Consider the following 26,004-nt stretch of genomic DNA (forward strand, 5'->3'; position numbering starts at 1 on the left):
GTACGCAGCGGTCCCCGCCCTGTCCGGGCGGGGACCGCTGCGGCGGTTCAGGTGCCCTGGCCCCACACCCTTACCGGCAGCGGTCGCAGCGCCTCGCGCAGGGCCGCCGCCAGTTCCTCGTACTCCGCCCCCCGCGCCGCCCCCGCGCGCATCACCAGCGCGATCCGCCGGGTCGGCGCCGGGTCCGCGAAGTACCCGGTGAGGAGCTCGTCGCTGCGGGTCGTCTCGACCCTGACGGCCGTTCGCGGCAGCAGCGTCACCCCGAGGCCGCCGGCGACGAGCTGGACCAGGGTGGACAGTCCCGCGGCGGTGGTGGTGACGGGGGCGTCCGCGCGCCCCGCCTCCCGGCAGATGTCGAGGGCCTGGTCCCGCAGGCAGTGCCCCTCGTCGAGCAGCAGCAGGTTGAGCTCACGCAGGGATTCCCGAGCGATTCCCTGCCGCCCGCCGAGTGCGTGGTCCAGCGGCGTCACGAGCACGAAGTCCTCGTCGAACAGCGGGAGTTCGACTACGCCGGGCATGCCGAGCGGCACGGCGAGGAGCAGCAGGTCGAGCCGCCCGACCGCCAGCCCCTCCAGCAGGCTGGCCGTCTGTTCCTCGTGGACCTGGAGGTCGAGGTCCGGGTAGCGGTCGTGGACCAGCCTGAGCACCGTGGGCAGCAGGTAGGGCGCGACGGTCGGGATGACCCCCAGCCGCAGGGCCCCGGTGAAGGGCGCCCGGACGGCCTCGGCCTCCTCCATGAGCGCGCCGACCTCGTCCAGCACGGCCTTGGCGCGTACGGCGAGACGCTCGCCCGCGGGAGAGAGCAGCACCTTGCGGGTCGTACGCTCCAGCAGGGTCACCCCGAGCGTCTCCTCCAGGGCGGAGACCGAGCCCGAGAGCGCGGGCTGGCTCATGCCGATCGCGGCGGCGGCGTCCCGGAAGTGCAGGTGTTCGGCCACGGCGGCGAACGCGCGCAACTGGGCGAGGGTGGGCTGACGGCGCCCGTTCCCCTTGGAGACTCCGGCGCCCTTGCCGCCCGGTCTGGCGCCGACGGGGCTCACCATGGCGGCCACCTCTCACTCATCGTCACTGATAGTCGCATCCGATCAACACGACCGAGTGTATCAATTTCACTAATCAATGCAGCTTGTGCCACGATCGACAGCGTCCAACCCAAGGGGTAAGTCCTCAAAAGGGGCATTCCCTCGCTACAAGGAGAGCGCGTGCTCACTGTCGGTGACAAGTTCCCCCCGTTCGATCTGACCGCCTGTGTCTCGCTGGAGAAGGGTCAGGAGTTCCAGCAGATCGACCACAAGACCTACGAGGGTCAGTGGAAGGTCATCTTCGCGTGGCCCAAGGACTTCACCTTCGTGTGCCCGACCGAGATCGCCGCCTTCGGCAAGCTGAACGACGAGTTCGCCGACCGCGACGCCCAGGTCCTCGGCTTCTCCGGCGACTCCGAGTTCGTGCACCACGCCTGGCGCAAGGACCACGACGACCTGCGGGACCTGCCCTTCCCGATGATGGCCGACTCGAAGCACGAGCTCATGCGGGACCTCGGCATCGAGGGTGAGGACGGCTTCGCCAAGCGTGCCGTGTTCATCGTCGACCAGAACAACGAGATCCAGTTCTCCATGGTGACCGCCGGCTCCGTCGGCCGTAACCCCAAGGAGGTCCTGCGGGTCCTGGACGCCCTCCAGACGGACGAGCTGTGCCCGTGCAACTGGACCAAGGGCGAGACCACCCTCGACCCGGTGGCGCTCCTGGCGGGTGAGTGACCCTCCATGTCCCTCGATGAGCTGAAGTCCGCCGTACCGGACTACGCGAAGGACCTGCGCCTCAACCTGGGTTCGGTCATCGGCAACTCCGAGCTTCCGCAGCAGCAGCTGTGGGGGACGGTGCTGGCGTGCGCGATCGCGTCCCGTTCGCCGCGGGTGCTGCGTGAGCTGGAGCCGGAGGCGAAGGCGAACCTGTCGCCGGAGGCGTACACGGCCGCCAAGTCGGCCGCCGCGGTCATGGCGATGAACAACGTCTTCTACCGGACGCGTCATCTGCTGTCGGACCCCGAGTACGGCACCCTGCGGGCCGGCCTGCGGATGAACGTCATCGGCAACCCCGGTGTCGAGAAGGTCGACTTCGAACTGTGGTCGCTGGCCGTCTCCGCGATCAACGGGTGCGGACAGTGTCTCGACTCGCACGAGCAGGTGCTCCGCAAGGCGGGTGTCGACCGGGAGACGATCCAGGAGGCGTTCAAGATCGCCGCGGTGATCCAGGCGGTCGGGACGACGCTGGACGCCGAGGCCGTTCTCGCGCAGTAGCCCCACGCCACGCTCTCGAAGGCCCCGTTCACCTCACCGGCGAACGGGGCCTCGGCGTTGCCTCTACGCCCCCGCCGCCCCTACCCGACCCGTCCGTACCTGGGGGCTCAGCCCCCAGACCCCCGGCCGGCCTCAAGGGCCTTGTCCTCAAACGCCGGACGGGCTGAGATTCCCAGCCTGTCCGGCGTTTGAGGACGAGCCCTTGGGGCGAGCGCGGGTCCAGAGGGCGCGGCGCCCTTGGCGGGGTCCGGGGCGGAGCCCAGGGGATGGGACGGGCAGGGGTGGCGGGGGCGAGCAACTCCCGGGTCAGGACGGTGGGTCGGCCGGTACGGGTTCCGGCGCCGTCGCCCCGTGCGGCCCGGGCGCATACCTCTGCGCCGGCTCCCGCGCGTACGACCGCAGATACCCGACCACCGTGTTGGTGACCGCCACCAGCGGCACCGCCACCACGGCGCCCCCGATCCCCGCGACCAGCCCACCCGCCGCGACGGACAGCACCACCGCCAGCGGATGCACCCGCACCGCCCGTCCGAGAATGAACGGCTGCAGGATGTGGCCCTCGATCTGCTGCACGGCGAGCACCACGAGCAGCGTCATCAGCGCGGTGAACACCCCCTGCGTCACCACCGCGACCACGACCGCCAGCGCCCCGGACACCACGGCGCCGACCAGCGGGATGAACGCGAACAGGAAGATGAAGACGGCCAGCGGAACGGCCATCGGGACGTCGAGGAAGTAGATTCCGAGGCCGATGAAGATGGCGTCGATCAGAGCCACTATGACCGTGCCGCGCACATACGCCGTCAGCGTCCGCCACGCGCGCGGCCCCGCTCCCGCCACTCCCGGCCGTGCCGCCGCGGGCACCAGCTTGAGCGTCCACTCCCAGATCCGCTTGCCGTCGTACAGCAGGAACAGCGTCGAGAACATCGTGAGGAGGATGCCGGTCAGCGCCTCCACGATGACCGTGACTCCTTCGAGCCCCGCCGACGTGATCTGGTCGGTGTTCGCGCCGATCGCGTCCCGGAGGTTCTTCGCGATCTCGTTGATCTGTTTGTCCGTCACATGGAACGGGCTGTTGAGGAGCCACTTGCGCAACTCGTCGATGCCGTCCTGGATCTGGTCCGAGAGATTGTCGATGTTCTCCTGGACCTGCCAGACCACGAACCAGCCGACCAGACCCATGATGACGAAGCCCAGGATCGCGGTCAGCGCGGTGGCGAGCCCCCTCGGGAACCCGATCCCCTTCAGGCGTGCCACCGTCGGCTGGAGCAGCGCGGTGATGAGCAGCGCGGCGACGAAGGCGAGGACGACCAGTTGTACGGCGCTGATGACGCGCATGAGCACCCAGAGGGTGCCCGCGAGGACGAGCAGCCGCCAGCCGGCCTCGGCCGCGACGCGTACGCCCCACGGCACGGCCATCGAGGGATCGGAGCGTCCGGCTCCCTCGGACACCTGGGCGACCGGAGCCGCGGTCGTTACCGGCACCACGTGCGGGGAGACGGGAGCGGGCGAGGGCGGGGCGGCGGAGTCCGGGGCGGGCGTCCCCGTGCGATCCGGGTCGCCTCGGAGCGCGTCGTCGTGTCGCCCGTACGGATCGGCGGAGTCCTCCGCGTCCCGTACGGCACCGGTGGAGAAGACGTCGTCGAGCGTGCCCGAGGACTCCTTCTCCACCTCGGCACGGCGTTCGTCCAACCGTTCTCCGAGCTCGGTCAGTCCGGCGCCGAGCCGGCCGAGCCACCCTGGCACTCGCGACATGATCGGTCCTCTTCCCCCGCTCCGGCCCACCACTCCCCCCTGGAGTCGTCGGCTCCGACCGTACATGGCCGAAGCCCCTCCCCGTAGGACGGGGAAGGGCTTCGGAAGGTTGAGCGGCCGGGGTGCGGCGTGAGGCTCAGTACCAGTGGTTGGCCTGCCAGAACGACCAGGCCTCGCACGGGCTGCCGTAGCGGCTGTCCATGTAGTTGAGGCCCCACTTGATCTGGGTGGCCGGGTTCGTCTGCCAGTCGGAACCGACGGTCGACATCTTGGAGCCGGGCAGGGCCTGGAAGAGACCGTAGGCACCGGAAGAAGCGTTGACCGCCCGGTAGTTCCAGCTGGACTCGTGGTCCACGATGTTGCTGAAGCACTGGAACTGCCCGCTCGGGACCATCGACGACGCCATCGCCTGGATCTGCGCGGTGGTGTACGAGGCCTGAACCGAGAAGGTGGAGGCATCGCGCGTCGCGGAGCGGCTGGCCGCTTCCTTGGCTTCCTTGCGCTCCTTGGCTTCCTTCTCAGCCTTTTCGGCAGCCTTCTGCTTGGCGACCGCGTCCTTGGCCGCCTGAAGACGGGCGGCTTCCTCCGCGTCCTTCTTGGCGCTCGCGTCCGCGGCGATGGCCTGTGCGTCGGCCTGCTGCGTCAGGGACGCGGTCTGCACCTGGGCCTGCTGACCCGTAGGTATGTCCGCGAGGAGGGTCGAGTCGCTCGCCGTTGCCTCGGCGTCGTTCGACGGCTGTCCAGTGCTGCCCGAGGCAACACCGGTAACGGCACCGACGGCGGTGACCGCGGTGGCTGAAGCCACTGCGAATCCCCGGACCGAAATCCGGCTCACACGGTTTCCTTCCAGCATCGCCCGCTTAGGTGACCCTCGCGGACGCAATCTTGCCCCCTGACGCTGGCCTCCCCACTGCATGGTCACGGGAGGCACGGGCCCGGTGGGCAACTCCCGCTCGGGGAGCGCCGCATGGTGCGCGGGCGGCATACGACGGCTCTATGGAGTTCTGAGGTTCCTGTTGTTCCGTACCGCTGGGGATACAGGTGTGTCGTATGCGGGGCCTGACAGGACTGAGACTCTAGCCGCAACCGGACGCGTCGAGGCAATTCTCAGTTGCGTGTGAAAGCTCACACCCCGTTTGCCTCAGCTGTTTTACGGAAACGAGCGCGCACGCAGACGCCGCCCGGCTAGGCTCTTCGCCTTCTGCCGGACGGCGTCAACTACCGTGTATCCACCACCTTTTGACCAGGTACGGTCAGCAAGGGGCAGGTGGTGTCAGGTGCGGTCAGATCTGTCCGTCCTCCAGCATTTCGGTCACGAGCGCCGCGATCTGGGACCTCTCGGAACGGTTCAGCGTCACGTGCGCGAAGAGCGGGTGGCCCTTCAACTTCTCGACGACGGCGACCACTCCGTCGTACCGGCCGACGCGCAGGTTGTCCCGTTGTGCCACGTCATGGGTGAGAACCACCCGCGAATTGGCGCCGATCCGGGACAGGACCGTCAGCAGCACGTTCCGTTCCAGTGACTGGGCCTCGTCCACGATCACGAAGGCGTCGTGCAGCGAGCGGCCACGGATGTGCGTGAGCGGCAGGACCTCCAGCATGCCGCGCGCGGTGACCTCCTCGATGACCTCCCGCGAGGTGACCGCCGACAGGGTGTCGAAGACCGCCTGCGCCCAGGGACTCATCTTCTCGGACTCGGAACCGGGCAGGTAGCCGAGTTCCTGCCCGCCCACCGCGTACAGCGGCCGGAAGACCATCACCTTCTGGTGCTGGCGCCGCTCCAGGACGGCCTCCAGACCCGCGCAGAGCGCGAGCGCGGACTTTCCGGTGCCGGCCCGGCCGCCCATCGACACGATCCCGATGTCCGGGTCGAGCAGCAGGTCGAGCGCGATGCGCTGCTCGGCGCTGCGGCCCTTGATGCCGAAGGCCTCCCGATCGCCGCGCACCAGGCGGACGTTGCCCTCGGACGTGACACGGCCGAGGGCCTTGCCGCGCTCCGACTGGATCGTCAGGCCGGTGTGCACCGGAAGGTCGGACGCCTCGGGTACGTAGGCGTGCCCCTCTTCGAAGAGGAGGTCCACCTGCTCGCCCGACAGGGTCAGTTCGGACATTCCGGTCCAGCCGGAGGAGCCCGTGATGGCGAGTTCCGCGCGGTACTCCTCGGCGAGGAGACCGACGGACGAGGCCTTGATCCTGAGCGGCAGATCCTTCGATACGACGGTGACGTCGTATCCCTCGGCCTGCAGATTGCGGGCGACCGCGAGGATGCGGGAGTCGTTGTCCCCCAGTCGGTACCCGCTGGGCAGGACGCTGGGGTCCGAGTGGTTGAGCTCGACACGTACGGTCCCGCCCAGTTCCCCGATCGGGATGGGGGCGTCGAGGCGGCCGAACCGCACCCGGAACTCGTCGAGCAGGCGAAGCGCCTGCCGGGCGAAGTAGCCGAGCTCGGGATGGTGCCTCTTGGCCTCCAGCTCCGTGACCACGACGATCGGCAGCACGACCTCGTGCTCGTCGAAGCGGTTCAGGGCGTTGGGATCGGCCAGCAGGACGCTGGTGTCGAGAACATAGGTGCGCCGGTCTGGCATACGGCGCTTTGTGCTGGTCACCACGGAAGGACGTACCCCCTCGGATGAGGTCGGGGAGCGACGAAGGAGATCTGGACCGGTCGACGGCCACGCTGCGCGGGCCGGGGACCGGCCCTCCACTTCGTCCGTGCTGTGACCGCACGGTCGGGCTGGTGCAAAGGGCCTCCCGGGCGGACGGCCCCGTGCCGTCCGCTGAGATACGACACCCGTGGTTCGGGCGTCGACCTGCATGGCTTATGCCCTCGAACGCGCACGGCCATGCAAGAGCATGTGACCACGCGTTCGTTAACTCCGGATGACGTACGCCCCTCACCGCGTCCCGGACGGCCCCGTGGGTCAGCCGCCGTAGCGGCGGTGTCGCGCCGCGTAGTCACGCAGGGCGCGCAGGAAATCGACCTTGCGGAAGGCGGGCCAGAAGACTTCGCAGAAGTAGTACTCCGAATGGGCGGTCTGCCAGAGCATGAACCCGGACAGCCGCTGTTCGCCGCTGGTACGGATCACCAGGTCCGGATCGGGCTGGGCGCTCGTGTACAGGTGCTTGCCGATGAGGTCGATGTCGACGGAGTCGGCGACGTCGGCGAGCGAGGCACCCTTGTCCGCCGCGTCGAGGAGCATCGAGCGGACCGCGTCGGCGATCTCCTGGCGGCCGCCGTAGCCGATGGCGACGTTGACGACTATCCCGTCCACGTGCGCGGTGGTCTCCTCGGCCTCCTTGAGGGCCGTCTGCATCGGGGACGGCAGCAGGTCGGGCGTGCCGACGTGGTGCACGCGCCAGCGGCCGTCGGCGGCCAGGGTGCGCACGACGCCCTCGATGATGCCCAGCAGCGGGACGAGCTCGTCCTCGGGGCGGTCGAAGTTGTCGGTCGACAGCAGCCAGAGCGTGACGACCTCGACGTCCGTCTCGGAGCACCAGCCGAGGAACTCCTCGATCTTGTCGGCTCCGGCCCGGTGACCCTGGGCGGCGGTGCTGCCGGCCGCCTTCGCCCAGCGCCGGTTGCCGTCCATGATGACCCCGATGTGCTTGGGCACCTGGTCGTGGTCGAGGTGGCCCTCCACCCTGCGTGTATAGAACCTGAGCAGCAGACGGCGCAGGTTGTCCCGCAGGTTCACGTGTTGTCAGCCCCTCCGTGCGGATCGGACCGGCACGCCCGAGCGGCCTCGCTCGGCGCGACCCCTGTCCCGATGGCGGCCCCCGGGGGCGAAGCCTACCCCCGGCCATGTCCTGCCGAAGTCCACCCCCGGGCGCCGCGCGGCCCTCCGCCGACGGGTCCCGGCGCCCTGACATAGGTTCGTACCCATGAACGACCTGCCTCTTTACCGCGCCTCGACGGAGCGGTACGACTCGATGGAATACCGGCGCACCGGCAGCAGCGGTCTCAAGCTGCCGGCCGTCTCGCTCGGCCTCTGGCACAACTTCGGCGACGACCGCTCACTCGACTCGCAGCGCGCCATCCTGCGCCGCGCCTTCGACCTCGGCGTGACGCACTTCGACCTGGCGAACAACTACGGCCCGCCGCCCGGCTCGGCGGAGCTCAACTTCGGCAAACTCCTGAAGCAGGACTTCGCGCCGTACCGGGACGAACTGGTGCTCTCCACCAAGGCGGGGTACCTGATGCACCCCGGCCCGTACGGCGAGTGGGGCTCCCGCAAGTACCTGCTGAACTCCCTGGACGCCTCACTGAAGCGGATGGGCGTCGACCACGTCGACATCTTCTACTCGCACCGCTTCGATCCGGACACCCCGCTGGAGGAGACGATGGGCGCGCTCGCGTCCGCCGTCCAGCAGGGCAAGGCGCTGTACGTCGGCGTCTCCTCGTACAGCAGCGAGCAGACCGCGGAAGCGGCCCGGATCCTCACCTCAATGGGTGTACGGCCGCTCATTCATCAGCCCTCGTACTCGATGATCAACCGTTGGACCGAGGACGACGCGCTGCTCGACACGCTGGAGGCGGCCGGCATGGGCTGCATCTCCTTCGTGCCGCTCGCCCAGGGCCTGCTGACGGGCAAGTACCTCCAGGGCATCCCCGAGGGCTCGCGGGCCACGCAGGGCAAGTCGCTGGACCCGCAGCTGCTGAGCGACGAGGTGCTGCGCCGGCTGAAGGGGCTGAACGCCATCGCGGCCCGCCGCGGCCAGTCCCTCGCCCAGCTCGCGCTCACCTGGGTGCTGCGCGACGAGCGGATGACCTCCGCGCTCATCGGCGCGTCCAGCGTGGCGCAGCTGGAGGAGAACGTGGCGGCGCTGGCCGGACCGAGGCTCACGGACGAGGAACTGAAGGAGATCGACACCTTCGCGGTGTCGACGCCGGGGACCAACATCTGGGCCGGACGGCAGTGAGTCACCGCCCCCGTGCCCCCGAGGTCAGGGGGCGCACGGGGGCGCAGACACCGGCCCGGCGGGCCGCCGGGCGGGGACACAAAAAAACGGGCCGGTCCGTGGGGGGGAGACGGACCGGCCCGAGGGGGGGGTTCCACCATAACCCTTCGTAAGTGATGCTGCGCGCATCGGCGTGCCACAACTACTCTCCGCAACCGTCCGACGACGCCACGGTGAGTGCGGAATCCCCCATTCAGGGTGTGATCTTGGCCGAATCACAACGGATTCAAAGGGAATCGCGGCACATTCGGAGGAATCCACAGGGAATCAGAGGGGTTTACGGAGTCCGCGCCTCCAGGCACCCCAACCACCGTCCCGCCCTCGCGTACTCCGGGAGAGTGACACGCGTCCACGTCGCCCGCTTGACGGCGGCGCTAGCTTCACCACCATGGTCATGTTCACCACGGAACGGACGCCCGAACCCGTACCGCTGGAACGCGCCGCATCGGCGCGGGCCCGGCGCCGGGGTCTGCTCGGACGGGAGGGGATCGAGGGGGCGTTGCTGCTCGGTCCGGCGAGCGCGGTGCACACCCTGGGCATGCGGTTCACGATCGACGTCGCGTACCTGGACCGGAGACTTCGGGTCCTGGCGGTACGGACGATGCGGCCGGGCCGGCTGGGGCTCCCCCGCCCGCGCTGCCGCTACGTCCTGGAGGCGGAGTCCGGGGCGATGGAGCGGTGGGGCGTGCGACGCGGGGCGCAGGTCACGCTGCACGACGGCTGACACCGCGTCGGAAACGGACATGGCACCGCGCGGCCCCCTCCACCGCACGGTGCCACACGCGCGGCTTTGCTCACGCGAACTGCCTTGGTCTGAACCTATGTGAAGCGGTCGACCAGGGCGAGCCTCCCTCCATAACGATGCGGAAACCTGCGCGCGGGTCCGGCATCCGGAGGGACACTTCGCACATGACGGCCCGCATCAGGGTGTTTTCGGACAATCAGTTTCGGCACGTGTCGATCAGCCCGTTCGCCCGGGGAACCGGGGCGGTGGCCGGGCGTCCCGCCGGACCGCCCCTCCGGACGTCCTCGCCGGACGTCCTCGCCCGCGCCGGTGGCGCCGTCGCCCACAGACGCGGCTCACGCGGACGCGGCTCGCACGAACGCGGCTCCTACGAACGCGGCTTCCGCGCCTCGATCAGGAAGCGGGCGCTGTGGGCGACGAAGGGGCCCTCCGCCTCCATCCGCTCGTGCAGGGAACGGAGTCGGGGCAGATACCGGTCGACGGTGAAGCCGGGGACCATCCAGATCACCTTGCGCAGGAAGTGGACGACGGCTCCGATGTCGAGGAACTCGACGCGCAGCCGCTCCGCGCGCAGACCGACGACGTCGAGCCCGGCGGCCTCCGCCGCGGCGCGGGCCCGGTCGGGGTGCCGGTCGTTCCTGACCTCCGCCGGCTGCCGCCCGAGGAAGTGCTCGACCAGTTCGAAGACGCTGGCGGGACCGACCTGTTGGGAGAAGTACGTGCCGCCGGGGCACAGGACCCGGGCGATCTCGGTCCAGTGGGTGCGGACGGGATGCCGGCTGGTGACCAGGTCGAAGGCTCCGTCGGCGAAGGGCAGCGGCGCGTCCTCCGCCGCGGCGACGACCACCGCGCCGCGCGGCCGGAGCAGGGCGGTGGCCCTGGCCACGTTCGGGGGCCAGCCCTCGGTGGCCGCCATGACCGGGGGCATCCTCGGCGCGGAGGCGAGGACTTCACCGCCGCCGGTCTGGATGTCCAGCGCCGCGGCGGCTCGCGCCAGCCGCTCCCCCATCGCCCGCGCGTACCCCCAGGAGGGTCGCTGTTCGGTGGCGCGGCCCTCGAACCAGGAGAAGTCCCAGCCCTCGACGGGCGCCGACGCGGCCTCGGCGACGAGGTCTTCGAAGGTACGCGGAACGGTCATGCCGGGGATCCTCCCAACAGCCGTCCGAGGACGCGAGGGGATTTCCGCCGCTCCCGGTGTCGGTGGCCGCTGCTACGTTCCGCGGCATGACGACGAGAACCGGGGCCCGGCAAGTGCCGTACACGGGCGGCGAGAAGGAGAGTCTGCACGCGAGTCTCGACCGGCATCGGGACGCCGTGCTCCGGAAGCTGGAGGGGCTGGACGACGAGCCGCTGAGGCGGGTGATGACACCGTCGGGCACGAACCTGCTGGGACTGGTGAAGCACCTCGCGTCCGTCGAGTACGGCTGGTTCTGCTCGACGTTCGGGCGGCCGGCCGAGCCGCTGTGGTTCGACCCGGCCTCCGAGGAGGACATGAGCGCGGGGCAGGGCGAGACGACGGCGCGGATCGTGGAGTTCTACGGCCGCGCTCGCGCCGCCGCCGACCGCACGATCGCCGACCTGTCGCTCGACGACGTCGGCACTTCGTGGAACGGCACGACGGTCTCCCTGCGCTGGGTCCTCATCCGCATGGTCGAGGAGACGGCCCGGCACGCGGGGCACATGGACATCGTGCGGGAGCTGATCGACGGGAGCACGGGGGGTCACCGGCCGGACTGAGCCGGACACCGGCGCCCGCGATCCGGCGGGCCCGGCGCCCCGGTCCCCGTCTCCGTCCCCGCGGACAGGAACGTCACGGGCGCTCGGGCGACGCCTCTGCCGCGGCCTGCCGGGCCCTCTCCGGGAGGACGAGCAGGGCGTGTTCGTCCTCGCCGTGGCGCACCGTCCCGGTGTGCAGGAAGCCGTGCTTCTCCAGCACGCGTACCGACGCGGTGTTGCCGGTGAAGGGGTCCGCGTACAGCGGCCGGTTCCTCTCGACGCCGAGGAAGAGGCCGAGGGCTCTGCCGCCGATGCCACGGCCCCAGTACGGGCGGCCCAGCCAGTAACCGAGGAACCGCCGGTCGTCCTCCCACCAGGCGACGACGCTGCCCGCCACCTCCTCGTCCACGACGACCGTCCGCACCAGGCAGGTCGCGTCCCCGAGGATCCGCTCCTTCCAGTGCCGCATGAAGGCGTCCCGCGGCCGCGGCGTGAATCTCGAACGCCGCAGGGCCTCGGGCTCGTGCTCGTAGGCGAGGAAGGCCTCCAGGTCGGCCTCCACGACGTCCCGCAACCGCACGCTGTCCTCTGTCATACCCGCGAGTCTGGCACCCGGCACTGACAACGGGACCGCCGTCCGACGGGGCCGTCACCCGAGGGGGCCGTCGCCCGGGCGGTCGCGTGCCCGGGCGGTCGCGTGCCCGTGCCCGGTCTACGGAACGAGCGGCCGCACCTCCTCGGCCGCGAACCGTACGAACCCCTCGGGATCCGGTTCGTCGCCCGTGGGCTGGAGGATCACCGCGTCGGCCCCGGCCTCCGCGAGCCGCTGTACGGCCGCGGCGACGGCGCCCGCGTCTCCCGCGACACCGAGGTCCGGGACCGGGCCGAGGCCCTCCGACTCGAACTCGGCCCTGAGCCGGACGGCGGCGTCGGGTCCGGTGGCGGTGAGCAGGTACACGACGACCCGGTGCGGATCGCTGCGGCCGGCGGACGCCCGCCCCTCGTCGATGAGCCGGCGTGCGCGCCGTACGCCCTCCGGCGTGGTCGAGGAGGTGAGGACGGTGCCGTCCGCGGCCTCCCCGGCGAGCCGGAGCGTACGCGGTCCGGTGGCGCCGGCGAGTACCGGTACGGGGGCGGCCGGGGGCCAGTCGAGGGCGACGTCGTCCAGGGTCACGTACCGCCCGCGCGTGGTGAGGCGTTCGCCCCGGAGCAGCGCGCGCAGGGCGTCGAGGTGCTCGCGCAGCAGGGTCAGCGGCGACTCGGGGCGCGCTCCGACCTGCCCCATCCACTCCTGCACGCCGTGCCCGACGCCGAGCACCGCCCGGCCCGGGAACATCCGGTGCAGGGTGGCGGCCTCCATGGCGACGAGCGCCACGTTGCGCAGGGGTACGGGCAGCAGGCCGACCCCGACGCGCAGGCGCTCGGTCCAGGCGAGCGCGGCGGCGGCCGCCGAGATCCCGCCCTCCCGGAAACAGTCCTCCCACAGCCACAGCTCCTCCAGCCCCACGTCGTCCGCGAGCCGGGCGATGTCACGGAGGCGTTCCGGGGGCAACTGGGGGCGGAGGACGGCGCCTAGGGTGGTCATGAGGTCTCCGTGCAGGGCTGCCGCTTCTTGAAGGCGGACGTGTACTCCAGGATCAGTTCCTTCATCGCGGCCTCGTTCCGGTGCCCCGGTTCGAGCACCTTGACGGCGATGGAGATGTCCTTGTCGGCGGCGCCTCCCCCACGGCACTGGACCACGGACACGGCGGCCCAGTCCGCGTGGGCCACGCTGTCGCGTTCCGCGGACGTCAGCTGCTTCACGCCGAGTTGCTTCACCGCGATGTCACGCGCCGAAGCCCCCACCTCGCGGATCTCCCGCTCCAGGGAGAGCACCAGGTGACCGTCGACGGTCGCCCTGCACGTCGTGATCGCGTCGGCGAGGGGGTGGCCGTGTCGACGGCCAGGTGCTTGCCCGCCGGCAGCAACCGGGAGAGAGCCCGCGTCGGGGCGGGGACGCCGCACAGGCTCTCCGGGAGCGTGTACTCCCGTTTCTGCTCGTCGGAGCACCCGGCCACCGCGATCGTCATCGCGGCCACCGACGGGTACACACCGCGCCATCCGTGCGTCAATTCGCGTCACTCTCCGAATTCCATTGCGCCCCGTCCGAGTGGCTGATGCCCGCGGCCGTACGAGCCGCGCGCTTGAGCGCGGTGGAGGCCGCCGAGATCCCGCCCTCCCGAAGTCGTACCGGAAGGCAGGGCTGTCGGGCGACCGGTTTCAGGACTCGCAGGGGAGAGTCTTGCGGTAAGACTCGGAGAACGGGCCGAGGAAGCTCTGGAGTTTCTTGCTCATGTCTCCGTCCGAGTGGATCAGCCGCGCCTCGATGGAGAACCGCTCCGCCTTGTACTTGGTGTTCTTGCAGTCGACCACGGTGAACGCCTTGTCGTCCCAGAGAGCGAAGCGTCCCCCGTCGGCCGGGCGCAAATTGAAGGAGTGGCTTTTCTCCGCGGCCTGTTCGGCGGTGGTTCCGGCGGGCTGCCAGACACCCTCGATCGCAAGCTCGACGTCACCGTCGACGAGCGCCTTGCAGTAGTAGTCCGGCACCGCTTCGGCCGTCCGGGACTTGACGATCCTCAGCTTGTCCCCGTCTGGCAGCAACTCCTTGGTGAGTTCCGGTTTCGCCGGTACACCGCAGAGTTGGTCGGGAACCGTGTAGGCCTTGTCGTCGCCACTGGAGCACCCGACAAGTGTCAGCAGGGCAAGTGCGCCGACCACGCCGACGGCCTTGTGTCTGATCACGATGCGTCTCCCGCGCTTTCCATCGTGGCGCCGGCGGTGTGGCCGTCGTCCGCGCCGTTCGCCGCCGAGTTCTTGAGGTCGTCGATGGTGTCGGCGGTGAAGCCGCTGTTGCGCGTGGCCGCGCCGACAGCGGTCCTCGCCGAGTCCATCACCGCCGAGCGGCCTTCGTGATATGTACGCGTCGCATCCCCTTCGGCCTGGTCCGAGGAGTCCTTCTCGATGCTCTTCATGATGGATTCCTGGATGTCCTCGGAAGCCCACTCAAGTGGAGCGCCAAGAATCGGCACGCGTTCGGCGACCTTGTCGACTCCCATACCGAGGAGGCGATCCGCCCACTTCTGCTTGTCGGCCGCGGCTTCGTTGAACTCCTTGTCCGACGCCGTGTGGTAGTCGAGTACGGCGTCGGCCCGCGATTCGCTCATGACGCCCGCGACGATTCCACCCGCGCGCGTGGCGTTGCGCAGCCGCTCAGCGTCCGAGACGGAGGAGTCGCTGTCCCCGTTGATCACGTCGTTCACGACATTCGCCGTGTAAGCCTGCTGCGCACTGGTGATCGACGCGTAGGCGTCAGGGTCCTGACCGACTTCCGCGAGAAACCGGTGCGCGTTGTCCGGATCCAGCGCGGCCGATTCCCCGAATGTGGTGAACTGGTCCCCGCCGCCGGCCAGGGACCTCTGGAAGTCCCCCATGTACTCGGCGGTGATGTCCCCGAGGCTTCCCCGCATGGCGTACAGCGGGCCGCTCTCCTCGTCGATGTCCCCGTTCTCGTTGTGCCGGATCAGTCCGGGGTCCTCGCCGAACTTGTTCACGATGTCGTTGACGAGTCCGGCCCGCTCGGGAGTGTGGCGGATCGCATCCGCGGTGTCGTCGCTGTCGTACGGGCGGCCCGTCGTCGCCGATTCAAGGGCGTGGCCGAGGGCCTCGGGGCCGTAGCCCAGCGCCTTCCTCGTCTTGTCCTCATCGGCGAGGATGTTGGTGTCGTTGGTGTCGACAGTCCACTCGAAGTCCTTGTCGGTGAACAGGTCGAGGTATGTGCCGAAACCGACCTTGCCTCCCGTCTTCACCGTGCCGTCCTCGTTGTACGCGGTGGGCGGGTCGGTGAAGAACTTCTCCGAGGCCTCCGGGCTGTGGCCGAGCGCCTCCAGGACGCTGTTGAGCGGGTCGTTGCCGGTGCCGAGCCTGCCCGAGGGGTTGAAGCCGTAGATGTCCTTGCTGCCCATGGGCTTGTTGTTCAGGAAGCGGTACGGGTCTTCCTTGTGGAGCTGGGTGATGTGCTCCGCGATCGGGTTGATGAAGCGGGCGTCGTAGTTCCCGTAGCGGAGGAGGCCGCCGAGGACCTGGTACCCGTACGGCTTGTTCCACTGGCCCCGCTCCCAGCCGATCTGCTGGGTGCCGAGGCGGCGGAAGTCGGCGCCCCAGGTGGCCGGCAGATGGTGCGCGGTGTCCGGGTCGGTGGCGTTGGCCAGCGCGAAGCCCATGTTCTGCTGGAGATCGCGCACGGCGTCCAGCCTGACCTTGGTCGCGTCACCGCCCGTCCCGTCGATGGACATCTCGGCGTAGAACTCCAGGGTCTTCTCCGGCCCGCCGAGCCCCTCGTAGAACCCGGTGGCGAACTCGCCGTCCTTCTCGCGTCCGTTGTAGCGGATCAGACGGTTGAGTTCGGCCAGCTCCTGGTCGGTCATCCCGTCGCCCTTGTGGGCGAGCTCCAGCGCGCGTTCGACCTGGGCGTCGTTCAGGGACTCGTACGCGCTGTGCCCGGCGTTGTGCGGATCGCCGCCGTGGCTCTTGCGCAGGGCGCGGGCCACCGACGCGTCGATCTCCGCGGCGTGGGCGAGGAGTCCGTTGACGCGGCCCTCCAACTCCTGCCGCGCGTCCAGCTGTTCCTGCGTCCGTTCGTCCGTGTCGCCGCGGATGTGCGGGAAGAAGCAGCGGACCTTGCCGTCACCGATGTCCTCCACGCGGATGCCGAGACCCGGGGCGTCGGTCCGGACCGCGGTCCTGATCTGCTTCTGGAGCGCGGCGAGTTCCGTGTGGGCGTCGTCGAGGACCTGGTAGATGCTGTTGGCCTCGGTGTGGAGGTCGGCTATCTCCTTGGTGGTCCTGGTCACGAACTCCCGTGTCACCGTGGCGTTCACCCCGGCCCACCGGGCGGCCTCGGACTTGGCCCGCATGCCCTTGCGGGCGTTCTCCGCCTGCGTCTTGAGACCGTCGACCGTGTTCTTCCAGTCGGTGACGGCGGTGCCGAGCCTGTCCAGGTCGACCTCGACGAGGTCCGTGAACGTGAGAGCCATCCGGACGCCCCTACTGGAAGTACTTGTCGAGTTCGGACACCGACTCGGCCGAACCGTCCGGGCCCTGGAGCACGGCCGCGATCCGGGCGTCCTGCTCCGCGTGCAGCTTCTTGCTGAAGTCGAGGTGGTTGGAGATGTGCGCGCACGCCTGGAGCACCGACTTGGCCTGGGAGGTCCACACCTCGACCGTCGTCTCCAGGGCGCCGCCCATCTCGAAGCCGTGCGACTTCAGGACTGCCGCGGACTGCGTGGTCGAGCCCGCGCCCGCCTTGTCCGCGCCGGCGCCGGCGATGTCCGTCGTCCTGTGCAGCTCTCCGTAGAGGACGAACGCCTCGTGGCCCACCGCGCCCAGGTCGTCCTGGTCGACCACCAGATCGGCACCGCCACGGCCGCCCGGCTCGGCGGGCAGTTGGTTCAGCCGCATGTGCGTCGTGCTCCGCCGGGCCGCGTCGGCCTTCAGCTTCTCCCACTCGTCCCAGGCCATCCGACCCGCACCCCTCCGCGATCCCTACGGTCCCCGTGATCCCCGTGATGCGGCAGTCGGTCGCGGCCTTCGAACGTCCGTCCCCCTTACCGCGTCCTTACCGTAGCAACGGTGCCGTGAGCATCGATCACTCGAAGAACACCTCACATCAATGCTTCACACTTGCCCCGCCGGCTCTCGTTCGTACCGCAGGAGGACGACCCCGTTGCCGAAGGCGCGGGTCTCGGCGAGCCGGAGGTCGGTCAGGGCGTCCGTACTCTCGAACAGGGGTTTGCCGCGGCCGATCAGTACCGGATGGACGTAGATCCGGAACTCGTCGACCAGGTCGTGCCGCAGGAACGAGGCGGCGAGGTCGGCGCCGCCGAGGCCCAGGTCCCCGCCCGGCTGCTCCTTGAGCGCCCGGACCTCCTCCGGTACGACGTCCCGCACCAACGTGGTGTTCCAGTCGGCCCGTTCCAGCGTCCGCGAGTACACGATCTTCGGGATGTCCCGCCAGATCCCGGCGAACTCGGCCTCGGTGGGGGTGCTCGCGGGATCCTGGTCGGCGGTCGGCCAGTACGCGGCCATCAGTTCGTGCGTCACCCGGCCGTCCAGCAGGGCGCCGAACCGGCTGATCTCCTCGTTGAAGTGCCGGTGCAGTTCCTCGTCGACCCGGTGCCAGTCGATCTCGCGGTTCGGTCCCTCGACGTACCCGTCGAGGGACACCGACATCATCAGCACGATCTTTCTCATGGCAGCACGCTCTCAGCTCTGGGTCCCCGCCGAGGTACCGCCGGACGCGCCGCGCGGGAAGGTCACCTCGACGCGGCGGTTCTTCCGGCGGCCCTGCTCCGAGGTGTTGTCGGCGATCGGGTAGTCCTCGCTGTAGCCGCGCACCTCGAAGGTGACGTCCGTCGAACCGAGCGCCGCCGCCAGCTCGTCGTGGACGATCTCCGCGCGCCTCTTGGAAAGGGTCAGGCCGTGGGCGTACGAGCCGAGGTTGTCGGTGAACCCGAAGACCCTGACCGTCGTCGCCTTCTGGGCCTTGATCTCGTCCGCGATCGCGTCGATGCGGGAGCGTGCGTCCGGGTTCAGCTTCGAACTGTCCTTGGGGAAGAGGACTTCGGCCTGCAGCGCGAACGTCACGTCCGAGTTGGTGTCCTCGCGCCGCTCCTCCCCCCCGAGGTCCTCCACCACCGACTTGATGTCCAGAACCTTGGCGGGGGCGAGGGTGGCGCCGTCGGCGAGTTTGAGACCGGGGCTGGTGGCGTCCACCGAAGGAGGCGGCGAGGTGGTGACGCTGCCCGGGGGCGCGCTGGGGTCGGTTCCGTCGGCGTACGCGGGGCCGGGGAGACCAAGGACGACCAGTACGGCGAGGGCCGTGAGCGCCGTCGCGGCGGGTCGGGACGGGAGGGCCATGGCTACTCGCCCTCGGAGATCTGGATGGAGGCGGGGGGCATGCCGCCGACCTGGAAGTCGACGTCCGCGACGCCTGCCGGGGGCGCGGGGAACTGGGCGAACCACTGGGCGCTGGCGCCCGCACGGACGCCGCCGGTGAACTGCGTGCAGAGACAACGGCCCGAGGTGTCCCGAAGGATGAGGTACTTCTTCTTGCCCTTCTGGTCGATCAGGCTGGCACCGGCGATGGAACCGCCGTTCCTCGCCAACTCGCTCTCGTCGCCGCGCCATTCGGCTGCGACCCAAATCGTGCCCGTGTTGTTCGTGACAGTGCCCTCGACGGTGACGAAGTCCCCCGTGTCACGCTTGGCGGAGGTGACTGTGAGCACCAGACCGTTCTCGCCCTTGACCTCGGCGAGCGGCGGATCGGACTGCGGTGCCTTCGACTGCGTCGTACTACCGTCGCTGCTGCTCTTCGCGGGGGTCGATGAGGACGAGGAACCCTTGTCGGACGCGTTGTCACCTCCCCCACCGCAGCCGGCCACCGTGAGGAGCAGCCCAGTCGTGATCGCCACCGCGCTCAGCGCCCTGCGGCCCTTCATGGTGTGCCGAAAGTCCATGGGTACGGCTTCCTCTCACTCGGCCAGATGCACAGAGAACAGCACGGACGCGTCCGGAAGGTCGACCGGATCGAAATCTCCGGGGTCGATGTTCACGATCTCGCCGTCACAGTTCAGCTCGACGGGCTTCTTGGGATCCGCGGCCGGATCGAAATCACAGCGCGGCTGAATGACGGCGACGGCGTGCGCGGTCGCGTGCCTGGTCTCCGTACCGGGAATGATCGACCGGCCGACCGTGTAGTTGGTCTGGATGTCGGCCAGGTACCCCGGAGAGCCATTCCTCTCGACGAGTTGCAGGCCTTGGAGCGTCGAGTCGTTCTCGGCGGCCAACCGCCTGGCCGCGCCGTCGGCACCCGTTCCGTCAGGGCGCTGCATCCCGTCGAGCCAGTCCAGCCAGTTGTCCGCCTGGCCGACGGCAGCCCCCAGTTTGTCCATGAGCTCGTCACGGGCGTCCTGGGCCGCCGCCAACGCAGCAGCGTCCGCCGCGGACTGTGCTCCGTTCCGGGCGGACGCTGCTTGAGCAAAAGCGAAAAAGGCGAATGCCGCGAAGAGCAGGATCCCCGTCAGCCAGATGTAGATGGGGAGTGTCTGACCCCGATCGCCCAGCGGCAACGAGACGGTCAGCCGCCGATGACGTTGGTCACCGCACGCATGATCGCCCCCGAGATCGCGCCGTCGAGCCCCAGCCCGTCGATCATCGTGAAGATCCCCGCAATAATGATCATCAGGCCCGCGTACTCCACGAACCCGGCTCCCGCGTCCCGCCGCTCGCCCCGCATTCGAGAGACGACGGTCCGCTTCCAGCTGTCGAACTTGCCCATCGTCACTGTCCTCCCGCGCGACACCAATGCCAACTCGAGCACCGTACGTGAGAACCCGCCTACTCCGGGTGGGCCCAGGGGCCCAACTTCCGGTGGGTGGAGTCATCGGCTCCACCCCTCCCGTGCCGTCCCCAGCCAGTGCGCGATCGCTTCGCTGCGCGAGGAACTGTGCAGCTTCGCGAAGATGCGGTTGATGTGGTTCTTGACGGTCTTCTCACTGATGAAGCAGGCGGCCGCGATCTGACGGTTGTTCATGCCGGCGGCGATGAGGTCCATCACCTCCACCTCCCTCGCGCTCAGGTCGAAGTCGAGCCGGTCGGGCGCGCGGCGACGGAGCCTTGCCCCCCGATCGGGGTGAGCCTTCGACGACTGTCCCACAAACGGTTGCATCTGCGAAGAGATTTCGTTCGGTTCGTACGAAACACCGAGCGAATCCAGGAGGACGCGAGGACGCCGCCCCATATCCCATACCGCGGCGATCAGTTCGGCCGTCGTGAACTCGCCGTGGACGAGGTAGCCGCCCGCGCCCCGGCGCGACGCCTCGGCCACGACCTCGGGTTCGCGGCTGTACGTCAGCATCATCACGGGGGCGAGCCGGGCCAGATCGGGCAGGGCGGTGAGCCCGTCCGTGCCGGGCATGCGGACGTCGAGCAGGACGACGTCCGGCGGATGCGCCGTCGCCGCGGTCACGGCGTCCGCGCCGTTCGCGGCCTGGGCGACGACCTCGATGTCCGGATGGCCACCGAGCAGCGCGGCGAGTCCGGCCCGGACGACGGGGTTGTCGTCGGCCACCAGTACCCGCAGGGGCGGGCCGATAAGTGCCTGGTCAGGCATGTGCGGCCTCCTCTTGGGGGGTGTGGGGAGGAGCGGGGGCGAGGGGAAGGGTCAGGCGGACCTCCGCCCCTCCGTGCTCGGAGCGGTTCAGGTCGATGCGGCCGCCGAGGGAGGCGGCGCGTTCCGTCATGCCGAGCAGACCGAAGTGGCCGGTTCTGGTCAGGTCGCCGAGGGCCGCGCCGGGCGGAGGTCCCACTCCGTCGTCCCGCACCCTCACGACGAACTCGCTTTCCTGGGTGCGCGGTTCGACTTCCACCGTCACCGCCTTCGCGTGTGCGTGCCGGTGCGTGTTCTCCAGTGCCTCGGACACGATCGCCAGGACGTGGCGGGCGGTCGCGTAGGACAGGACCGGGCGGTCGCCGTGGTGGCGGAGTTCCGTGGTCAGGTGCGTGCGTGCCTCGAACGAGGCGACGACGTGGTCGAGTTCGGACAGGATGTCCGTTCCCGCCGAGGTGAGGTCGGTGTGGTGGCGCAGGTCCGACAGAAGGTCGCGGGACTCCGCCGCCGCCCGGCGGGCCGCACCCGCGACCGTCGACGCCTGGCGCTTCAGGGTGCCCGGGTCCGCGCCGTCCGCCGAGGCCGACGCGGCCAGCGCCTCCGCCGCCAGGGCCAGCCCGTGCAGCGTCTTCGCCACCGAGTCGTGCATCTCGCGGGCCAGTCGCGCCCGTTCCGACTCGACGGCCTCGGCGACGGCGAGGCGGGAGTTCGCCTCGGACAGTGCCTGGCTCGCCGTGCCGAAGCGGAACATCAGATTGCGCAGGGTGACGCCGATGATGCCGGCGCCGACGCAGAACCCCGCGACGAGGAGGGTATTGGCGCCGGCACCCGGGTGGTGCTGCCAGGCCCGGTACACCGTCACCAGGACGATCAGCTGGAGGCCCGTGAAGACGCCCGAGCCGCGCCAGCCGTAGAGCAGGCCGGCCAGCAGCGGGGTGCAGACCGTCGCGTACGCGAGGGGGGACGCGGGCGACGCCGTCAGGAGCAGCACCGCGCCGAAGGCCAGGTCCACGGCCATCAGGGTGGGGTGCGCGAGGAGGCGGGGGCCGAAGCGGTCCCAGTCCCTGAGCATGGCGTAGGAGCCCATGACGCCGAGGACGGCGGCGGCCAGGACCGTGTAGCGGGACAGGCCGTCGGTGGCGTTGGCCATCGCGAAGGGGGCGCCGATCGCGATCGCGGCGAGCCGGACGGCGAAGGCCTGCCGGCAGAGTGCCTGGAGGGCGTTGAGCTGGAGGCGGACGCTGCCGGGGGCGGGGGCGTCGTCGGCCAGGTAGCCGGGACCCGCGCCGCCGGGCCAGTTCGACGCCCTCTGTCGGGCTTCGCCGTCCGGTCCCCGTCGCGTCGGCGTCGCGGTCCCTCCCGCCGGTCCTGCCGCACCCGCCGCCCCTGCCTCCGGGTGACCGGCGGGGCTCGCGGGGCGCTCCGGTGCCCACGGCCCGACCAGCCGCGCCCACAGCCGGCCCGGCGGGGTCCGGGAGTGGCCCCGCGAGGCCCCCGGGCGGCCCGTTCGGGCATCCGGTCGGGTTCGGGTACCCGGCCGGGATTGTCGCGGCGCGGGAGGCAGCCAGGGCGGCGGCGTACGGCGGGTGTTCATCAGCGGCCCAGGATCGAGCCGAAGTTCGTGCCCGACCCCAGGAACATGCCCGTGGCGATCAGGATCATCGTCGCCGGAAGCATGAAGACGAGGGTGACCATCGTCGCCTTGGGGATGGTCTTGGCCGCGCGACGGCGGGCGTTCTGGGCGTCCGTGCGGCGCATGTCCGTGGCCAGCTGGATCAGGGTCTCGGCGATCGGGGAGCCGAGTTCCTCGCCCTGCTGCAACGCCGACACGAACTGGGCGACCTGCTCGGAGGAGTTGCGTCTGCGCAGCTCGTCGAAGGCCTGGCGGCGGCTGACGCCCATGTCCATCTGGCGCAGGGTGATGCGCAGTTCGTCCGCCCACGGGCCCTCGTACTTCTCCGCGACGCGGTCCAGGGCCTGGCGGAAGCCGAGACCGGCCGAGACCACGACCGCGAGAACGTCGAGGAAGTCGGGGAGGATGCGGTCGATGGCCTCCTTGCGTTCGCGGACGGCCTGCCAGATGAGGGCGTCGGCGGCGACCAGGCCGAAGGTCAGCGAGAGCACGGCGAACAGGAGCTGTCCGTTGGAGAGGAAGATCAGGCCCAGCAGGACGCCGAAAACGCCGTACACCGCGCGGCGCGCGGCATAGCGGTTGAGCGTCAGACCGCCGGGATTGCCCGCCATGTCTATGCGCCGGCGTTTGGCGTCGACGCGGCGGGGCCCCATCAGTCGCAGCACCGCGGGGGCGAAGCGCATGCCGAGGCGGTCGACGGCCGAATCCGCCTTGGAGACGCGGGTTCCGCCGACCTCCAGGGCGAGTGCGAGGTCGCTGGGCAGTTTGGCGTCGGCGCGGATCATGCGGATGCCGAGCAGGGCGCCCGCGACGGCGGCGGCCGTCACCAGCGCGAGCAGCAGGGGGAGCAACGTGATCCCTCCTTCCTCAGACTTCGATCTTGCCGAGGCGGCGGATGACGAAGAAGCCGACGGTGTACAGGCCGAGCGAGATGAGGACGAGGGCCTGGCCGAGGCCGGAGCCGGTGACGCGGGCGAGCGCGCCCTCGTTCGAGGAGTTGATCAGGAGCAGGGAGCCGAGGCCGAGCAGCGGGACCGTGAAGGCCGTCGCGTTGACCTCGGAGAGCATCGTGCGGACCTCGCGGCGGGTCTCCTTGCGGTCCTCCAGGGTCTGGGTGAGGTTGCGCAGGGAGCTGACGACCGAGCCGCCCGCCTTGTTGGCCAGGACCAGTGTGGTGACCAGGACGATCAGTTCGCGGGAGGGGAGTCGCTCGGACAGTTCGCCGAGGGCGTCGTCGATGGTGCGGCCCATCAGCAACTGGTCGGCCACGTGGGCGAGTTCCTCGCCCGCCGGGTTCTCCAGCTCCTCGGCGGCCATCGCCAGCGCGGTCCGCATGGCGAGGCCCGCGGCGGTGGCGTTGGCCAGCAACCGGGCCACGTCCGGTAGTTGGCCGATGAAGGCCTCGATGCGGCGCTGTCGCTGCCAGTTGAGGAAGATGACCGCGCTCCACACGCCGACCAGGGCGGCGATGGGGCCGAAGAAGGGGGCCAGTACCGAGGCCGCGATCAGCCACAGGGCGACGACGACGGCGGTGACGTAGGTGGCGAACTCGCCCGCCGTCACGTCGAGGCCCGTCGCCGACAGACGCAGGTGGATGCTCCGGCCGAGCCGGGTGCGGCGCAGCCGTCGGTCGACGGCTGCGAAGCGGCGTACGCGGCCCGCGGCGGTGCGCAGCGGGCCGCCCCCGGAGAGGCGGTCCACGAGGGCCTGGCGCTGGGCGCGCCCGGAGGCGTACGTGTGCACGCCCGCGACGGCGAGGGTGCCGCACAGGACGGTGGCGCCGAGGGCCAGGACGGCGGGGTCGTTCACGGCCCGCTCCTCTCGGTCGTGGGGGTCATCCGATGGCCTGCCTGGGGTCGAGCGCGTCCAGGACCTCGACGACGCCGAAGGCGGGCGGCAGCGGCTCGTTGGCGACGTACAGCTTCTCCGCGACCGGGCGGGGCAGCGGGAGGTGCTCGAAGTGGCCGTGGACGACACGGTCGGGGCCGACGGGGCGCGGGACGAACCGGGTGACGGGCACGACCCGGAACTGTTCACGGCCGTGCGAGACCAGCAGCGCGATCTCGGTGATCCTGCGGGAGCCGTCGGCGTGCCGGGAGAGCTGGACGACCACGTCGACGGCCGAGTTGATCTGGTCCTTCAGCGCCTCGAAGGGGATCAGGACCTCGGACATCGAGCCGAGGGTCTGGAGCCTCATGAGGGCGTCCTCCGCGGAGTTCGCGTGGACCGTCGCGAGTGAGCCGTCGTGGCCGGTGGACATGGCCTGGAGCATGTCGAGGGTCTCCCCGCCGCGGACCTCACCGACGATGATGCGGTCGGGGCGCATGCGCAGGGAGTTGCGGACCAGGTCGCGGATGGTGATCTGGCCCTTGCCCTCGACGTTCGGGGGCCGGGACTCCAGGCGGATGACGTGTTCCTGCTGGAGCTGGAGTTCGGCGGAGTCCTCGATGGTGATGATGCGTTCGTGGGACGGGATGAGTCCGGAGAGCGCGTTGAGGAGGGTGGTCTTCCCGCTGCCCGTGCCGCCGCTGACGATCAGGTTGAAGCGGGCGCGTACGAACGCCGCGAGGAGCATCAGCATCTGCTCGTCGAGCGAGCCCAGGCCGATGAGCTCGGGGAGCGTGTACGCGCGGGGGAAGCGGCGGATCGTGAGGGTGGGTCCGGTGAGGGCGAGCGGCGGGATGATGACGTTGACGCGTTCGCCGGTGGGGAGGCGGGCGTCGACCATGGGGTTGGACTCGTCGACGCGGCGGTTGACCGTGGAGACGATGCGTTCGATGGTCTGCATGAGCTGTTCGGTGGAGGCGAAGCGGAGCGGGAGCTGTTCGACCCGGCCGGCGCGCTCCACGAAGATCGAGTCCGGGCCGTTGACCATGATCTCGGTGATCGACGCGTCGGCGAGCAGTGGTTCGAGGACGCCGAGTCCGAGGGCTTCGTCGACGACCCGGCGGATCAGCTGGGAGCGTTCGGCGGAGGAGAGGACGGGGCCTTCGCGGCTGATGATGTGGCCGAGTACGCGCTCCAGGCGCACCCGGCGTTCGGCCGCCGCCAGGCTCGACATCTCGGCGAGGTCGATCTCCTCGAGGAGTTTGGCGCGGTAGACGGCGACGAGGTGTCCGTCCTCGCGGGCGGGGCCTCCCTCGTCGGGGGTGGCCAGTCGGGATCGCAGGCTCATGGGTTCGGCTCCTCCCGGTCGGTCGTGGGTTCAGTCGTCGGTGGGCATGGTGGCCTGGCGGGTGACGGTGTAGGGGCCGAAGAGGGGGATGACCCCGGGGACCCGGACGGTGACGGTGGCGGTGGTGAGGTCGGGGCCCGGGACGGGGTCGACGCGCGCGTTCAGCCATCCGCTCACGGCGGCCTGTCCCGCCGCCCCGCCGTCGCCGCCCTGCGAGGCGACCCGGGCGGCGGCCCGCGCGCCGGAACCGGCCTGGTTGATCCCGTACCCGATGAGGCCGAGCTGGATGGCGGCCATCCCGATGACCAGGAGGATGGGCAGGAACCCGGCGAACTCCAGCATGGAGACGCCCCGGTCGTCACCGGAGCGCCGCCGCGTCCGGCGCCCGTCGTCCGGGCGCGTCCCCGGCCTCCGCCGGCGATCCGTTCGCCGTCGCGGGTCCGGTCCCTGCCGCCGCGTCCGCCACCGCGCCCGCGACGGCGTCCCGGACCGCGTCCACATCCGCGCCCGCACCGGAGG

At 70.2% G+C, this 26,004-nt stretch carries 28 protein-coding genes; 5 read left to right on the forward strand and 23 right to left on the reverse strand.

Annotation, left to right across the window (positions count from 1 at the left end; genetic code table 11):
• Positions 1-47 precede the first annotated feature (47 nt).
• Positions 48-1,043, reverse strand: coding sequence for a LysR substrate-binding domain-containing protein (locus GFH48_RS15515; protein ID WP_153288846.1), 996 nt, complete (start codon positions 1,041-1,043; stop codon positions 48-50).
• Positions 1,044-1,202: 159 nt separating this feature from the next.
• On the opposite strand from GFH48_RS15515, the gene GFH48_RS15520 reads away from it, so the two are divergent.
• The gene (locus GFH48_RS15520) at positions 1,203-1,757 is read left to right on the forward strand and encodes a peroxiredoxin (protein ID WP_153288847.1); all 555 of its coding nucleotides are present in this window, start codon (positions 1,203-1,205) and stop codon (positions 1,755-1,757) included.
• A 6-nt stretch (positions 1,758-1,763) separates the two neighbouring features.
• Positions 1,764-2,297: an alkyl hydroperoxide reductase gene (locus tag GFH48_RS15525; RefSeq protein ID WP_153288848.1), complete on the forward strand. Its 534-nt coding sequence runs from the start codon at positions 1,764-1,766 to the stop codon at positions 2,295-2,297.
• A gap of 306 nt (positions 2,298-2,603) precedes the next feature.
• On the opposite strand, the gene GFH48_RS15530 is transcribed toward GFH48_RS15525, so the two are convergent.
• From GFH48_RS15530 to GFH48_RS15545, 4 genes are all read right to left on the reverse strand, one after another.
• A complete protein-coding gene (locus GFH48_RS15530) occupies positions 2,604-4,052 on the reverse strand; it encodes an AI-2E family transporter (protein ID WP_153288849.1) in 1,449 nt (482 codons plus the stop codon).
• Between the two features lie 136 nt (positions 4,053-4,188).
• The gene (locus GFH48_RS15535; RefSeq protein ID WP_153288850.1) at positions 4,189-4,905 is read right to left on the reverse strand and encodes an aggregation-promoting factor C-terminal-like domain-containing protein; all 717 of its coding nucleotides are present in this window, start codon (positions 4,903-4,905) and stop codon (positions 4,189-4,191) included.
• A gap of 430 nt (positions 4,906-5,335) precedes the next feature.
• On the reverse strand, positions 5,336-6,661 hold the full coding sequence (locus GFH48_RS15540; protein ID WP_153288851.1) for a PhoH family protein: 1,326 nt from the start codon (positions 6,659-6,661) through the stop codon (positions 5,336-5,338).
• Between the two features lie 312 nt (positions 6,662-6,973).
• Positions 6,974-7,747, reverse strand: coding sequence for an isoprenyl transferase (locus GFH48_RS15545; RefSeq protein ID WP_153288852.1), 774 nt, complete (start codon positions 7,745-7,747; stop codon positions 6,974-6,976).
• Between the two features lie 187 nt (positions 7,748-7,934).
• Between GFH48_RS15545 and mgrA the strand changes: the two genes are divergently transcribed.
• Positions 7,935-8,972 (forward strand): L-glyceraldehyde 3-phosphate reductase, encoded by a 1,038-nt coding sequence (gene mgrA, locus GFH48_RS15550; protein ID WP_153288853.1) that lies wholly within the window; start codon positions 7,935-7,937, stop codon positions 8,970-8,972.
• 427 nt (positions 8,973-9,399) lie between these two features.
• The gene (locus tag GFH48_RS15555) at positions 9,400-9,735 is read left to right on the forward strand and encodes a DUF192 domain-containing protein (protein ID WP_153288854.1); all 336 of its coding nucleotides are present in this window, start codon (positions 9,400-9,402) and stop codon (positions 9,733-9,735) included.
• 388 nt (positions 9,736-10,123) lie between these two features.
• Here GFH48_RS15555 and GFH48_RS15560 read toward each other — a convergent pair whose 3' ends face one another.
• Positions 10,124-10,894 (reverse strand): methyltransferase domain-containing protein, encoded by a 771-nt coding sequence (locus tag GFH48_RS15560; RefSeq protein ID WP_153288855.1) that lies wholly within the window; start codon positions 10,892-10,894, stop codon positions 10,124-10,126.
• An 86-nt stretch (positions 10,895-10,980) separates the two neighbouring features.
• On the opposite strand from GFH48_RS15560, the gene GFH48_RS15565 reads away from it, so the two are divergent.
• The gene (locus GFH48_RS15565) at positions 10,981-11,493 is read left to right on the forward strand and encodes a DinB family protein (RefSeq protein WP_153288856.1); all 513 of its coding nucleotides are present in this window, start codon (positions 10,981-10,983) and stop codon (positions 11,491-11,493) included.
• A gap of 73 nt (positions 11,494-11,566) precedes the next feature.
• On the opposite strand, the gene GFH48_RS15570 is transcribed toward GFH48_RS15565, so the two are convergent.
• The 17 genes from GFH48_RS15570 to GFH48_RS15650 all read right to left on the reverse strand — a co-directional run bounded on the left by GFH48_RS15570 (position 11,567) and on the right by GFH48_RS15650 (position 25,827).
• Complete coding sequence (locus GFH48_RS15570) at positions 11,567-12,067, reverse strand: GNAT family N-acetyltransferase (RefSeq protein WP_153288857.1); 501 nt, start codon at positions 12,065-12,067, stop codon at positions 11,567-11,569.
• A gap of 117 nt (positions 12,068-12,184) precedes the next feature.
• Positions 12,185-13,057 (reverse strand): LLM class flavin-dependent oxidoreductase, encoded by an 873-nt coding sequence (locus GFH48_RS15575; protein ID WP_153288858.1) that lies wholly within the window; start codon positions 13,055-13,057, stop codon positions 12,185-12,187.
• The gene (locus GFH48_RS15580) at positions 13,054-13,347 is read right to left on the reverse strand and encodes a hypothetical protein (protein WP_153288859.1); all 294 of its coding nucleotides are present in this window, start codon (positions 13,345-13,347) and stop codon (positions 13,054-13,056) included. The genes GFH48_RS15575 and GFH48_RS15580 overlap by 4 nt, the downstream gene beginning before the upstream one ends.
• A 384-nt stretch (positions 13,348-13,731) precedes the next feature.
• A complete protein-coding gene (locus tag GFH48_RS15585; RefSeq protein WP_153288860.1) occupies positions 13,732-14,253 on the reverse strand; it encodes a hypothetical protein in 522 nt (173 codons plus the stop codon).
• Positions 14,250-16,544 carry a hypothetical protein gene (locus GFH48_RS15590; protein ID WP_153288861.1) on the reverse strand — a complete coding sequence of 765 codons (2,295 nt, stop codon included), beginning with the start codon at positions 16,542-16,544 and terminating at the stop codon, positions 14,250-14,252. The genes GFH48_RS15585 and GFH48_RS15590 overlap by 4 nt, the downstream gene beginning before the upstream one ends.
• 10 nt (positions 16,545-16,554) lie before the next feature.
• On the reverse strand, positions 16,555-17,028 hold the full coding sequence (locus GFH48_RS15595) for a hypothetical protein (RefSeq protein WP_153288862.1): 474 nt from the start codon (positions 17,026-17,028) through the stop codon (positions 16,555-16,557).
• A 156-nt stretch (positions 17,029-17,184) separates the two neighbouring features.
• Positions 17,185-17,760 (reverse strand): dihydrofolate reductase family protein, encoded by a 576-nt coding sequence (locus GFH48_RS15600; RefSeq protein ID WP_153288863.1) that lies wholly within the window; start codon positions 17,758-17,760, stop codon positions 17,185-17,187.
• A gap of 12 nt (positions 17,761-17,772) precedes the next feature.
• Positions 17,773-18,426: an OmpA family protein gene (locus tag GFH48_RS15605; RefSeq protein ID WP_153288864.1), complete on the reverse strand. Its 654-nt coding sequence runs from the start codon at positions 18,424-18,426 to the stop codon at positions 17,773-17,775.
• 2 nt (positions 18,427-18,428) lie between these two features.
• On the reverse strand, positions 18,429-19,025 hold the full coding sequence (locus GFH48_RS15610; RefSeq protein ID WP_153288865.1) for a hypothetical protein: 597 nt from the start codon (positions 19,023-19,025) through the stop codon (positions 18,429-18,431).
• Positions 19,026-19,040: 15 nt separating this feature from the next.
• Positions 19,041-19,637: a pilus assembly protein TadG-related protein gene (locus tag GFH48_RS15615; RefSeq protein WP_228120593.1), complete on the reverse strand. Its 597-nt coding sequence runs from the start codon at positions 19,635-19,637 to the stop codon at positions 19,041-19,043.
• Positions 19,638-19,645: 8 nt separating this feature from the next.
• Positions 19,646-19,846, reverse strand: a complete 201-nt coding sequence (locus GFH48_RS15620) for a hypothetical protein (protein WP_153288866.1) — start codon at positions 19,844-19,846, stop codon at positions 19,646-19,648.
• Between the two features lie 102 nt (positions 19,847-19,948).
• Positions 19,949-20,680 carry a response regulator transcription factor gene (locus GFH48_RS15625; protein WP_153288867.1) on the reverse strand — a complete coding sequence of 244 codons (732 nt, stop codon included), beginning with the start codon at positions 20,678-20,680 and terminating at the stop codon, positions 19,949-19,951.
• A complete protein-coding gene (locus GFH48_RS15630; protein ID WP_153288868.1) occupies positions 20,673-22,271 on the reverse strand; it encodes a sensor histidine kinase in 1,599 nt (532 codons plus the stop codon). The genes GFH48_RS15625 and GFH48_RS15630 overlap by 8 nt, the downstream gene beginning before the upstream one ends.
• On the reverse strand, positions 22,271-23,161 hold the full coding sequence (locus GFH48_RS15635) for a DUF5936 domain-containing protein (RefSeq protein WP_153288869.1): 891 nt from the start codon (positions 23,159-23,161) through the stop codon (positions 22,271-22,273). The genes GFH48_RS15630 and GFH48_RS15635 overlap by 1 nt, the downstream gene beginning before the upstream one ends.
• Before the next feature lie 16 nt (positions 23,162-23,177).
• Positions 23,178-24,119, reverse strand: coding sequence for a type II secretion system F family protein (locus GFH48_RS15640; RefSeq protein WP_153288870.1), 942 nt, complete (start codon positions 24,117-24,119; stop codon positions 23,178-23,180).
• Positions 24,120-24,144: 25 nt separating this feature from the next.
• Positions 24,145-25,485, reverse strand: coding sequence for a CpaF family protein (locus GFH48_RS15645; protein ID WP_153288871.1), 1,341 nt, complete (start codon positions 25,483-25,485; stop codon positions 24,145-24,147).
• 30 nt (positions 25,486-25,515) lie between these two features.
• Positions 25,516-25,827, reverse strand: a complete 312-nt coding sequence (locus GFH48_RS15650; protein ID WP_153288872.1) for a TadE/TadG family type IV pilus assembly protein — start codon at positions 25,825-25,827, stop codon at positions 25,516-25,518.
• Positions 25,828-26,004 lie beyond the last annotated feature (177 nt).

The sequence above is a fragment of the Streptomyces fagopyri genome, assembly GCF_009498275.1.
Classification (GTDB): domain Bacteria; phylum Actinomycetota; class Actinomycetes; order Streptomycetales; family Streptomycetaceae; genus Streptomyces; species Streptomyces fagopyri.